Origin of the sequence: Parasphaerochaeta coccoides DSM 17374 (genome assembly GCF_000208385.1) — a bacterium.
Taxonomy (GTDB): domain Bacteria; phylum Spirochaetota; class Spirochaetia; order Sphaerochaetales; family Sphaerochaetaceae; genus Parasphaerochaeta; species Parasphaerochaeta coccoides.
Genome location: NC_015436.1, coordinates 1,074,367 through 1,085,718, shown reverse-complemented (window position 1 = coordinate 1,085,718; position 11,352 = coordinate 1,074,367). Strand labels below are relative to the sequence as shown.

Genomic DNA, 11,352 nt, shown 5'->3' with positions numbered 1-11,352 from the left:
CCTTATCTGGTTACCGCCTCTGTCCATTCAGTAAGCCATCTATCCAAGTTTTTTTCAATAGCCTGTGGAGCAAGGCTAAGTGTCTTGTTAGGCTTTGGAGCCCAGTCGTACACATCGGACAGCTCGACATCTTCGTTGGTGGGATACATGCTGTTGATGATGGCAAGCTGTTCTTGGGCGTCGGTCAGAAGATAATCGACAAATTGACGAGCGGCCTCCTTGTTTTTGCTGCTTTTCAGGATGCCGATGCCTTCATAAGTAGCACTATGACCTTCATCAAAGATTAATGCACGGTAGCGTGTGGAGTTTTCGTTCAGGACATGGTACACGGGACTTGTGCTGTAGCTGATTACGAGCGGAGCTTCCCCTTCCGTGAAAAGACCATAGGCACTGCTCCAGCCATCCGCTATGGTCAGGGCGTTCCTGGCTACATCCTGCCACCATCCCAGATATCCGTCTTCGCCGAATATCTGGATTGACCAGATGAGCAGGCCAAGTCCAACTGATGATGTACGGGGATCAATCAGGATGATCTTGTCCTTGAACCGGGGTTCCGTCAAGTCACGAAGACTTCGGGGAGCTTGGTCAAGAGAGATTTTCTCTGTATCAATCATGAAAGCAAAATTTCCGTATTCAAAGGGAAGAAGTCTGTTCGTCTTGTCAAAGCGGACAAAATCTGGAACATGCGTGAGGGCAGTACTTTCATATACCTCGAACAGATCAGAGGCCAGGGCTTGTGCGCTCATGTGGTCGCTGATTCCCAGAACTATGTCGGCGCGGGGGGATTCCCTTTCGCTGATTGCCTTGTTCAAGACCTCCAGCGCATCTCCGGGTGATACAAGGTTCACCTTGATTCCTGTTCTTTCCTCGAAGGGGGGAATAACGACAGGGCCTGCTCCCCAGTCTCCCAGAAAAGAGTCGTATGCATACACGGTCAAGGTTGTTCTTGAATCCGTGCCGGAAGGGGTTTCCTTGCCACCGGCGCCAAAAGCCGGGGTCAGCACAAAAAGAATGGCAAGGACACCACACATAAACTGATGCTTTCTCATAAAGCACCTCCTACGTGGTAGTTCTGCCGAGGGGATAAGATGAGATTGAAGGTGTCTCCCTAGCGCTGGTATTATCCAGATCAGGTTAACGGGTATGATCTCAGGCTGCAATGCAACCACCCCAGGACACCTTGAAGATAGTGATTCACACAGAGGGTGTCAAGGGAGGCGTTTCTTTTCTCCCGAAAGATTGATTTCCCCAGTTTCCCCGATTACAAGTCCCCATGTCTCAAAGACATCGAGCAACACGGCATATTGTCGCGGGGTGAGAAATTGCAATAGCTTCAGGACTTGGCTGGCCTGTCTGCTGTTACGACAATACTCAATGGCTTGTTCAAGCTCGTCATCCGTTCCTGAATCATCAATGCCATAGAGAAGGAATCTTACCGAAACACCAAGTGCGTCGGAAATCGCTAAGGCTGTATCTGATTGGGGAATGGTATGTAAACGAATCCCGCTGGATATCGCACGTTGATCAACAGATGATAGGCGTGCCAAATCCGCGATTTTTAATCTTCTTTTCTTTAGCAGTACAGCTACTCGTTGCCAAAACTCAGATTTAATTTTTCCCATGTTCCAAGAATAACATGTTTACAGATTCAATCAATAGCGCATACAGAAAAAAAGCTTAAGAAATGGTTTGGTTGTTACATTTTTTAATAGTAATAGATATAATCTATAAAGATTATAAACTTATTTAAGGTGATGTAGTGCGTCATATTTGGTAACCTGAAACCATATGAGCAATTAGTTTTCATCAATAGCTCAAATTTTCTGATATGGTATGTGTTATACGGCTGTTTTTCTTGCTGTACCTTCTTCCATCCATGCCGGACATGGTTCCTGCATGATTCCGGCGGGCTTGCCCCGTTGACCGTAGACAACCGCTGATGTACCTTTACCCATATGGAAAAAGCAGTCAGTGCCAAAACCATGGCCGCCATTGATGAGAATTCCCAGGAACAATATGGAATCCCCGGTATCGTGCTGATGGAAAGGGCAGGTCTGCTGGCGTGGAAAATCCTACGGGAATATATAAACCCGGATATGTCCGTTGTTTTCCTTGCAGGCGGCGGTAACAACGGCGGAGATGCCTTGGTGATGGCTCGCGAGGCTTTCATGGAAGGTTTTGACAAGATATCAGTTATTGCCTGCGGTTCCCGTATTTCCCCATCCTGTGCTACGAACCGCGGTATCATACATAGCTTGGGGTTGCCGTTCGTGGACATCGGTACAGAGGAGCCTGGAGCTTCCGTGGAAGCAATTCTCAGGGAAGCCGACGTGATTGTCGATGGACTGTCCGGTACCGGACTATCCGGCCCCTTGCGGGGTAATGCGGCGACTCTGGTCTCCTTGGTCGCATCCGTCAGGAAGACAAGCAGGGAAATACTCAAGGAGACAAGGAATGTTTATGTCTGCTCTATCGATGTCCCGTCCGGGGTAGGAGACGACGTACCCGCTTCGGCTCCTGTGATGCGGGCGGACAGGACAATTACGATGGGCATGATGAAATACGCCCTCCTGCTCCCTGCTTTCAGGGAGGCATGCGGGGAACTTTCCATTGTGAATCCCGGCTTTCCTCCCATTGTGCTTGATGCAGCTCAGGATGTCCTTCATGTGGCGGACAGTGAGGATTTTTCTCTTCGTCCGCTTGACCTGTCCGCTTACAAGAAAAACAGGGGACATATTGCCGTGTTTGCCGGAAGCGAACACTATTCCGGCGCGGCTGGACTTGCCTGCATGGCGGCGTTCCATGCCCGCTGCGGTCTGGTGACTTTGTATGCCGATAAAAATGTCCAACCCCTCATTGCCAGGGAAAATCCGTCTATAATCACACGCACGATATCTTCCGGAGAAATTGCTTCCATTCCTCTGGAAGCCTATGATGCAATCCTTGCGGGGCCAGGATGGGGCAGAGGTGGGGACAGGGAAGATATCCTTGCCGTCCTTCTGGACACGGCATCCCAGCTTGTCATTGATGCTGACGGACTCCATGTCTTTGCTTCGTTGGTGAAGAAAGATTCCGGACGTGCCGTTACTCATTGCCCGCTTGTGCTGACTCCCCATCCGGGAGAACTGAAAATACTCTATGACGCATTGCCGTCTGAATTGAGGAAAGAAGACATATCAGACGCTTCCCCTTGTCACTATAAGGATATTCTCACTACGATGAGCTCATATTATCAGGCTGTCATCATTGCTAAATCTCATGTCACATGGATTGCTGACGGTTCTCGCGTCTACGTCGTTGAAGGACGTGACCCTTCCTTGGGTGTAGCGGGAAGCGGGGATGTGCTGGCAGGCACATGTGCCGCCTCCATGGCCGCCCATGCTACGGATGAGTCTCTGGCCGCATCAGCGCTTGATGCCGTCCTGGTTCACAGGAATGCGGGACGGAGAGCCAGAGAAACATATGGATGGTATGCGGCGGAAGATATTGTCACTGTCCTGGGCAATGCGTTTGATGCGCTGGCAGAGGCAAGGAAAGGAAGCAGGGGGATCAGACGATGATTCAGGCATATTATTTGTCTGTGACATGGCTTTTCGGTCTTGCCGGGCTGCTGCTGGTCGGCCCCTATGGAGGAACGCTGTCAGTGCTGCTCAACCTGCGCTCCCTGTTCGTAAACAGCCGACCTGTCCGTGTGATTCTGGCTTTCCTCGGTTTCATCCTGGGCTTCCTGCTTCTTTGCTTTCCAATTGCTCCGGGGCCGCGTATTCTCGGCGACTTTATTCCGGCAGTTGTCACTTTGGCCGGCTCGGTCTGGCTGACCAAGTGCGCCGGAACTATCTCCGCATGGCAAAGGGAAGAAAAAACAGGGGGAACACCTGACCACGTAAGGGACGGAGGTTTATCCCGACCGGAGGATATATTCATTGACCCTCCGGGAGAAAGCAAGAAAATCATCTGGGGTCATATCGTTTTCATTGTTGCCGCAATCCATTTTCTCTTTCCCATGGCAGTCTTGTTGTGATATGCCTTTGCACTCTCCGATGCTGAAATTGCAGAGAGCCTCCCGCAGTTCCGGGAGGCTCTCTGCATCTTGGGCTTTTGTGGTTCCTGCTCCGTGATAGATGTTCGTTATCGGCGTCTAGTAACGACGTCTACTAACGGCGTCTATTATTAGGACTACATCACCGTGTTGTCAGCTATCACCGCATTCTTGTTGATGACAATGATGCCGTCATGAATAGAATACATGGGGTAGTCGCCTTCAGCCCTCGGTATGTTGTCGATTCCGATGCGGCATCCATTGCCTATCCGGGCATTCTGGTCAATGATTGCTCTACGGATGATTGTACCTTTTCCAATTCCTATGTTTGGGATTCCGTTGCGGGCATTCCTGGACTTTTCTTCCTGTGTTTCATAATAGGAAGCTCCCATGCAGTAAACACCGTCCAGACTTGCTCCGGATTCTATCAGCGTGCGTACACCTATGATGGAATTCACAATATAGGCATTCGTGATGATTGAACCTTCCGATGCAAGGGAATTGCTGATGTTGCAGAAGTTCATCTTTGTCGCAGGCAGATGTCTGCGGTGGGTATAGATGGGCATTTCTTCATCGTAAAAATTGAAGGCGGGAGTAATCGAGGCAAGGTCGAGGTTCATTTCATAGAATGCCTTTATGGTTCCGATATCTTCCCAGAAATCATCAAAAAGATACGTGGCGACCTTGCAGGAGGTTATGGTGTCAGGTATGACCTCCCTGCCAAAATCTGTCTTATCGTTCTTCAGGACTTCTTCCATGCTCTTTGTATTGAAGATATAGATGCCCATGCTTGCCAAGTATTCATTGGATGCGTTCACCGTCTTTCCAAGTCCTTGCATCATGACCTGTTCAGGTACACGATAATCCGAAATATCTTCATCGATTGCAGGTTTCTCGAAAAATTTGTTCACGTACCCCTTTTTGTCGCACCCGATGATACCCAGTCCGGTCGCCTGTTCCCGGCTGATGGGTTTTGCCGCGATGGTCAATTCTGCTCCGCTCTCAATGTGTTTCTTGAGCATGAGCTGGAAATCCATCCGGTAGAGCTGGTCTCCGCTAAGGATGATGTAATAGTCGGCAGCCTGGTCACGGAAGTGCTTGAGGTTTTTCCTGACGGCATCAGCCGTACCCTGGTACCATGTCTCGCTATGGTATGTCTGTTCCGCGGCAAGGATTTCGACAAAACCGTTGGAGAAATTGTCAAAGACATACGTATTGGCAATATGGTTGTGCAAGGAGGCGGAGTTGAACTGGGTGAGAATATAAATCTGGCGTATTCCACTGTTGATGCAGTTCGATATGGGGATGTCCACCAGACGGTATTTTCCGGCAAAGGGTACTGCCGGTTTTGACCTGTCCATGGTCAGGGGATATAGGCGAGTACCTTTTCCGCCTCCCAATACAATTGCAATGGCCCTGTTCTTCTGTTTCATTATATGCCTCCCGTTTTCACAGTACTGTACAATTCCATATAAGCATGGGCAGATGAACGCCATGAAAAGTCTGTCTTCATGCCGCGTTTCCTTGCGTCGACGACTATGGCGGCATTTTCTGACCACCATGTACATGCGTCCTGGACTGCGGTAACTATTCCGGAAGGAGACATTTCATCAAAAAGGAAACCTGTTCCTGTTCCGGGATGTTCCGTAAGATCTATGATTGAGTCCGCAAGTCCGCCTGTGCGACGGGCAATGGGAATAGTCCCGTAACGCAGGGAATACATCTGGTTCAGGCCGCATGGTTCATACCTGCTGGGCATGAGGAAGAAATCCGCCGCGCCTTCAAGCCTGTGAGCCAGGCTGTCGCTGAAAGATATCTTCACGGAGAGATTAGGATGCATCGCATCCAATGCTTTGAGTTTATCTTCAAAACAGGCTTCTCCCGTTCCCACGACCATGAATTGGAGAGGCCCCGGACCGGTCAATAATATTTCCAGGGCACAGGGAGAGCCGTCAAGCAGTTCATGAAGTCCTTTCTGCTCCGCCAGGCGCGTAATCATTGCGACCAGAGGGACATCAGGGTCATAGCGCAGTCCCGCTTCGGCACAAAGCTCCTGTTTCAGTTTTTCTTTACCGGACAGGTTCTTGATGGAAAAATGACTGCTGAAATGCTTGTCCGTCTGCGGATTCCATTCGTTTTCGTCGATTCCGTTGAGGATTCCGGCAAGTTCGTTTCCCTTGGTGGCAAGCAGGTCATCAAGTCCGCATCCATGCGCCGGTGTCTGGATTTCCTTTGCATATGTCGGGCTTACCGTTGCTACGGTGTCGGCAAGTGCTATACCGGCCTTCATCATGTTGAGCGTTTTCTCCGTACCCTGTCCTGAGAACAAGGCATCATGTGGCGGGATATTCGCTCCAAGGAGGTCAAGGCGTGCAAATTTTCCTTGGTATGCCAAGTTATGGATGGAAAAGATGCTCCGTGTATCACTGAAAAAAGGATCATCATTGAGTGTGAGGAGGTAGGGGATGAAACCAGTCGTCCAATCATGACAATGAATGATGTCCGGTCGCCAGTCCAGTGCCAGGCAGAGAGGGAACACTGTCTTGTCCAGTAGCATGAAACGCTGGAAGTTGTCAGGATACGGCAAGAAGGATGATGCACCGTAGATACCCTGGCGTCCTGAGAACCATTCATGTTCAATTGCGTAGTAAATGACTCCGTCATGCTCTGCCTGACGTATTCCGACGACTTCGAGTCTTCCCAAGAAAGAAATGTTCACGGAGAACCGAGTCTCGTCCTTTTCCCCGAAGCCTTCCTTCATGAAGTCATACAGGGGAAGCAGCACACGGACATCAACACCCCCGGAAGCAAGAGCAAGGGAAAGAGAGCCAACAACATCAGCCAAACCCCCGGACTTTGCATAGGGGACAGATTCACTGGAGACCATCAGTACATTCATGCACACATTACAGCACCCGAAGGTAGCTACCGTCAAGGACGAAAGAGTATAAAAATAGCAAGGAAACCGCGAGAAATCTTTTGATTCCTTGGTTTATCCTTGCTTCATCCTTACTTAATTGGCATGTGGTTTCAGGGGTAGGAGTGACCGTTCACCTCGTCAATGTACTCGCTTGCCCAATGCGCCGCGACCGCGCCGTCACTGGCCGCGGTAATGACCTGCCGGAATGTAGTGTTCCTCACATCTCCCGCTGCATAGAGACCCCTCATGCTTGTTTCCATCTTTTCGTTGGTAATGATATAACCGGAGTCGTCTTTCTCTACACCAGGAACCAAGTCCGTCCGGGGAATGATTCCGACAAATATGAAGACGGCATCGAAAGGTTCCTCGTAGACTTTTCCAGTGGATGAATCACGGAATGTTACGGAAGTAAGTTTTGTATCGCCGTTCATTTTCTCCACGACATGGCTGTACCGGACTTCGATATGGGGAGAGGCAGTGACCATGTCCACCAGATTTTGCTGGGCGCGGAATCTGTCCTTCCGGTGGATGAGTACGACCTTGTCGGTCAGCTTGGCCAGGAACAGTGCTTCGGTGAGGGCGCTGTCTCCGCCACCGATGACCAAGATCTTGCGTCCACGGAAAAAAGGCCCGTCGCATGTGGCGCAGTAGGATACGCCCCGTCCCGTGAAAGTGTCTTCACCAGGGGTTCCCAGGACTCGGTGCTTGGCTCCTGTCGCAAGAATGACCGCTGGAGCCGACCATGTCCCGTCCTGCGTCTCGACATAAAATCTTTCGTCTTTCTTTGAAAGGGAATTTACCGTTGAATAAAGGACTTCGGCGCCAAAACGAACAGCCTGTTTCTCAAACAGTTCCCCCAGTTCAAAACCAGACAAGGCGCCTGCCTGTCCGGGATAATTCTCCACTTGATCGACAGTAGTAATCTGTCCTCCTGCTGCCATCTCCTCGATGACAACGACTGAACGTCCCGCACGGGCTGCATATTGGGCTGCGCTCAATCCAGCGGCGCCTCCTCCGATCACAATAATGTCGCGTGTCTTTTCCGTACCCATCTTCATTCCTTCTTATGCTCAGGAAAGCCCGGTCTTTCGGGCGAGGGCTTCCTCCGCATCGCTTTTTCTGATGTAAACAGGGCCTGCCCCGATGTCATCCGAGCCGTGCTCAAGGAAAATCTCCTGACCTAGCGCCATGAGGCTTTCTCCCATGTCTCTTTGATACAAATTATCAATAATGAGACTCATCGTCAAATCTGTTTTTGCAATTTCAGCATGAAGCAGAGGAAAGAGGGTCAGCGCGTCAGGACCTGTCAGGAGGACGTTGTCATAGTCAGCAAGGAGAGAAGGCATATCTTCCGGAGCAAGATCCATTGTCTCTGTCATCTTACCTTCCGGCGTATAAAGCGCGACATACCATCGTTTTTTCTTTGCGTCAATGACCGGCATCACAGCTCCCGGAAAGAATTTCACCGGTTCCCTCAGCATATCCATCGTCGGAACGGACACCAAGGGTACTCCGACGCCGAGGGATATACCTTTCAGTGCGCTCATAGCTATCCGGAGCCCGGTGAAGGAACCTGGTCCCTTGGTACATACCAGAAGATCAAGGTCCGCAAAACCGATGCCTGCGCGTTCCACCAGGGCAATCAGTTGGGGGATAAGGGTCTCGGCATGTCTGCCGCCGTCCGTTCGTGTGATACTTTCATAACTCTCTGCCGTTTTCAACGCAACATGAAGAAGTTTGTGTGATGTATCGACTGCCATAATGTTCATAGTCTGATTCCTTCAATGGTAAGAGTTCGGCTTTGGTCAGGGTTTATGACGATGGAGACATATATGGTATCATCGGGTAGCATGTCCTGAATGATTTCACTCCATTCTACCAGTGTCACCCCAGTGCCGTAGAGCATCTCATCACCGCCGAACATCTCAAATTCCCCGCTGTCACCGATGCGGTAGAGATCCATGTGATATAGGGGAAGAGTGCCTTCATATTCCTGGATCAAGGTGAAAGTCGGGCTGACAATAGCTTCCGTAATACCCAAACTCCGGGCAATGCCCTTGGCTATGACTGTCTTTCCCGCGCCCAGGTTCCCGCGCAGGGAAACTACGCTTCCAGCTCGGAGATGCTGCCCCAATTGCATCCCTATTGCTTCGGTTTCTTGTGCATCATGCGTTGTGAATTTCATGGTTCCTGTTTCCTCAGATTCCAAGAGTCATTCTTCATGTTCATGGTGATGGAACTCATGATTGTGATGGCCATGCTCGTGGGATGAATATGCGTCGGGATGTTTTTCCAGATGTTCAATCGCCTCCGTACTCATTGGCAGCTCATGGATTACGGAGGAAAGCTTCTCTCCCGTCCTGCGCTCATAGTCTGACATGAGCTGTATAACTCCCGGATCCTGCGGGTCTATGCGCCGGGCTTTTTCAAGCAGCACCCGTGCTTCATTGAAATTCTCGTCATCGAGGTGCATGAAAGCAAGGTTTGCCATGATCGGGACATTTTCCTCCTCAAGATCCAGTGCTATGCCGAGATAATCTTTGGCAAGATCCCGTGAACCCGTCTCGCGGGCACAGATGGCTAGCTCATTGTAGACGGACGCATTCTGTTCTCCCAGTTCAAGAATCGTGAGGAATGCCTTCTGTCCTTCTTCAAACTGTTCCAGCCGACGGTGTGCCCAACCTTTGAGGAACCAGCCGTTCCAGACTTTAGGATTTTTCTTGATGAAAGCATCGGCACGTTCCAGAGCTTTTTCTTCGTCGCCCATATTCATGAAATCCCATGATTCGGTCAAAAGACGCTCATTGTCCATCATGGACTCGATTTCATTCAAGGTCTTGCGTACCATGGCCTTGTTCGGTCCTGCTTCCTGCCCATCATCGGAAGCTTTCGCTTTCTTTTCTTCGTCCTTTGTCGCTGCAAGATAGCGTTCCAGATAATCCCTGGCATTCTCCAAGTTTCCTTGTTCCACATGGAATGAGCCTAGTTCAGACAGAAGATGAGGTTGTTCGGGAAATATCTTCAAGCCATCGGTCAGGGTACGAAGATATTTTTCCTCATATACGTCAGCACTCGTTTCATCTTTTTTTGCGGAGAAGTCACGGGACATATCCTTGTACAAGTTGGCAAGATTAAGGAAGCTGGCTGGCAAAGGGGCGAGATAGCGCACCGCAAGGAACAATTCCTCGGCGAAAGAAAAGTCCTTTTTCTTGGTTTTCGCTATGGCCGCCATATTCAGCTCTTGGGCTATGTTTGGCTGGAGAGCCAGCAGGAAGTCCCTGAAATAGGAAGAATCTTGATGCGCAGGCTGCCATGCAAGGATCTTAAGCATGCCAGCGATGATATCTTGGATATCGACGCCCTCAGATGAAACCTGTTGCTTGCCTTCCGGAAGCAAGACGGGAATTGCCTTGCGGGAATCGAGGGAGAATCCATCTGCTTCCAGTTTCACGCTGGAGGGGATGGTGATGAAGGCAATGCCATCCAGTGGATTATTCTCCTTCCGCTCCGGTTGGGCGGAATGGTGATGGTCGTGATGATCGGGGGAATGTGCCATGGGTATTGTTTTCCTTGAAAGAAGAAAGAAAAGAGCCCGCGGAACCTTTCCCGGAGAAGCTCTTGAACCTATGGTTCAAGTGGGGGGCTAGGGTGGCCGCAGATTCTGTTCCCGTTATGCCGGTTACCCGGAGGATCACTGCACTGCTGCTATACCGCTCCCCGTCTTTGTAGTTTGAGCCAAGAGACTGTGTCTCCAGGCAGGCACCACGGGCATTTTCAATCGAATATTCTGTGCGTTTATATGCTACCATGGACGGAAAGTAATGAAAAGCACTTTCATATCAGGCGACACCCGCCACACGTCAGGAATCACGTGGTGGGACATCCCTATATCCCGGCGGCACTCATTCACTTTAACAAAAATGCCGCCATACCCGAAGGCACGACGGCAGTCCAAATGGTTTCCAAGCAATCTTCCCAAAGGAAGGTAATGTCAGAACAACGGTTCTCCCAAAGGACTGTCCTCTGTGGACAAATCCTGAAGGTCGATATCGTCGAGGCTGATACCTGCGCCTGTGGTGAAGTCTTCCACGGCCGCCAGTTCTTCCTGAGCAAGGGAGCTGTACAGATCCACGGCATCCAGTCCATCGATGGAGGACAGCGTCTCCAAAGCGTTGGCAATGCTGGCCTCAAGCAGCCGACTGCTGGTTCTGAAGCTCTGTGAATACTCCTCAAGTTCCTTGTTGTGGGTCTCGACAAGCTCTAGCTTCTGCTGAAGCTCAAACTTTTCTCGCCTCAGTGTCGCAATGAGCACTTTGGCTTTTTTTATTCTTTCTTCAAGTAGTCTCAGATTATCCAATGTAGACATGTACTTCCTCCTTATTCCGATGGCAGG

The 11,352-nt window shown here is 50.3% G+C and carries 11 protein-coding genes and 1 riboswitch; of the genes, 2 read left to right on the top strand and 9 right to left on the bottom strand.

The window, feature by feature from the left end; all coding sequences use genetic code 11:
* Positions 1-2: 2 nt before the first annotated feature.
* Together SPICO_RS04850 and SPICO_RS04845 are read right to left on the bottom strand one after the other, a co-directional pair.
* The gene (locus tag SPICO_RS04850) at positions 3-1,049 is read right to left on the bottom strand and encodes a thiamine ABC transporter substrate-binding protein (RefSeq protein ID WP_013739560.1); all 1,047 of its coding nucleotides are present in this window, start codon (positions 1,047-1,049) and stop codon (positions 3-5) included.
* Positions 1,050-1,088: 39 nt separating this feature from the next.
* Positions 1,089-1,184, bottom strand: a riboswitch (TPP riboswitch).
* Between the two features lie 24 nt (positions 1,185-1,208).
* Positions 1,209-1,622: a helix-turn-helix domain-containing protein gene (locus SPICO_RS04845; protein WP_013739559.1), complete on the bottom strand. Its 414-nt coding sequence runs from the start codon at positions 1,620-1,622 to the stop codon at positions 1,209-1,211.
* Between the two features lie 333 nt (positions 1,623-1,955).
* On the opposite strand from SPICO_RS04845, the gene SPICO_RS04840 reads away from it, so the two are divergent.
* Together SPICO_RS04840 and SPICO_RS04835 are read left to right on the top strand one after the other, a co-directional pair.
* Positions 1,956-3,560 (top strand): NAD(P)H-hydrate epimerase, encoded by a 1,605-nt coding sequence (locus SPICO_RS04840; RefSeq protein ID WP_013739558.1) that lies wholly within the window; start codon positions 1,956-1,958, stop codon positions 3,558-3,560.
* Entirely contained in the window at positions 3,557-4,021 is a 465-nt protein-coding gene (locus SPICO_RS04835; RefSeq protein WP_013739557.1) for a hypothetical protein, read from the top strand. The genes SPICO_RS04840 and SPICO_RS04835 overlap by 4 nt, the downstream gene beginning before the upstream one ends.
* Before the next feature lie 155 nt (positions 4,022-4,176).
* On the opposite strand, the gene SPICO_RS04830 is transcribed toward SPICO_RS04835, so the two are convergent.
* The 7 genes from SPICO_RS04830 to SPICO_RS04800 form a co-directional block, all read right to left on the bottom strand.
* Positions 4,177-5,472 (bottom strand): glucose-1-phosphate adenylyltransferase, encoded by a 1,296-nt coding sequence (locus SPICO_RS04830; RefSeq protein WP_013739556.1) that lies wholly within the window; start codon positions 5,470-5,472, stop codon positions 4,177-4,179.
* Entirely contained in the window at positions 5,472-6,938 is a 1,467-nt protein-coding gene (locus SPICO_RS04825) for a glycogen synthase (RefSeq protein ID WP_013739555.1), read from the bottom strand. Before SPICO_RS04825 ends, SPICO_RS04830 begins: the two co-directional genes overlap by 1 nt.
* Before the next feature lie 131 nt (positions 6,939-7,069).
* Positions 7,070-8,011, bottom strand: a complete 942-nt coding sequence (gene trxB, locus SPICO_RS04820) for a thioredoxin-disulfide reductase (protein WP_013739554.1) — start codon at positions 8,009-8,011, stop codon at positions 7,070-7,072.
* Between the two features lie 18 nt (positions 8,012-8,029).
* Positions 8,030-8,728 (bottom strand): tRNA (adenosine(37)-N6)-threonylcarbamoyltransferase complex dimerization subunit type 1 TsaB, encoded by a 699-nt coding sequence (gene tsaB, locus SPICO_RS04815; RefSeq protein ID WP_013739553.1) that lies wholly within the window; start codon positions 8,726-8,728, stop codon positions 8,030-8,032.
* A complete protein-coding gene (tsaE, locus tag SPICO_RS04810) occupies positions 8,725-9,144 on the bottom strand; it encodes a tRNA (adenosine(37)-N6)-threonylcarbamoyltransferase complex ATPase subunit type 1 TsaE (RefSeq protein ID WP_013739552.1) in 420 nt (139 codons plus the stop codon). Before tsaE ends, tsaB begins: the two co-directional genes overlap by 4 nt.
* Positions 9,145-9,171: 27 nt before the next feature.
* The gene (locus SPICO_RS04805; RefSeq protein WP_013739551.1) at positions 9,172-10,515 is read right to left on the bottom strand and encodes a tetratricopeptide repeat protein; all 1,344 of its coding nucleotides are present in this window, start codon (positions 10,513-10,515) and stop codon (positions 9,172-9,174) included.
* Between the two features lie 435 nt (positions 10,516-10,950).
* The gene (locus SPICO_RS04800; protein ID WP_013739550.1) at positions 10,951-11,325 is read right to left on the bottom strand and encodes a hypothetical protein; all 375 of its coding nucleotides are present in this window, start codon (positions 11,323-11,325) and stop codon (positions 10,951-10,953) included.
* Positions 11,326-11,352 lie beyond the last annotated feature (27 nt).

Excerpts from the sequence above, each read along its gene's own strand:
- SPICO_RS04850 (WP_013739560.1), bottom strand. The coding sequence starts at position 1,049 with ATGAGAAAGCATCAGTTTATGTGTGGTGTCCTTGCCATTCTTTTTGTG.
- SPICO_RS04845 (WP_013739559.1), bottom strand. The coding sequence starts at position 1,622 with ATGGGAAAAATTAAATCTGAGTTTTGGCAACGAGTAGCTGTACTGCTA.
- SPICO_RS04840 (WP_013739558.1), top strand. The coding sequence starts at position 1,956 with ATGGAAAAAGCAGTCAGTGCCAAAACCATGGCCGCCATTGATGAGAAT.
- SPICO_RS04835 (WP_013739557.1), top strand. The coding sequence starts at position 3,557 with ATGATTCAGGCATATTATTTGTCTGTGACATGGCTTTTCGGTCTTGCC.
- SPICO_RS04830 (WP_013739556.1), bottom strand. The coding sequence starts at position 5,472 with ATGAAACAGAAGAACAGGGCCATTGCAATTGTATTGGGAGGCGGAAAA.
- SPICO_RS04825 (WP_013739555.1), bottom strand. The coding sequence starts at position 6,938 with ATGAATGTACTGATGGTCTCCAGTGAATCTGTCCCCTATGCAAAGTCC.
- trxB (WP_013739554.1), bottom strand. The coding sequence starts at position 8,011 with ATGGGTACGGAAAAGACACGCGACATTATTGTGATCGGAGGAGGCGCC.
- tsaB (WP_013739553.1), bottom strand. The coding sequence starts at position 8,728 with ATGAACATTATGGCAGTCGATACATCACACAAACTTCTTCATGTTGCG.
- tsaE (WP_013739552.1), bottom strand. The coding sequence starts at position 9,144 with ATGAAATTCACAACGCATGATGCACAAGAAACCGAAGCAATAGGGATG.
- SPICO_RS04805 (WP_013739551.1), bottom strand. The coding sequence starts at position 10,515 with ATGGCACATTCCCCCGATCATCACGACCATCACCATTCCGCCCAACCG.
- SPICO_RS04800 (WP_013739550.1), bottom strand. The coding sequence starts at position 11,325 with ATGTCTACATTGGATAATCTGAGACTACTTGAAGAAAGAATAAAAAAA.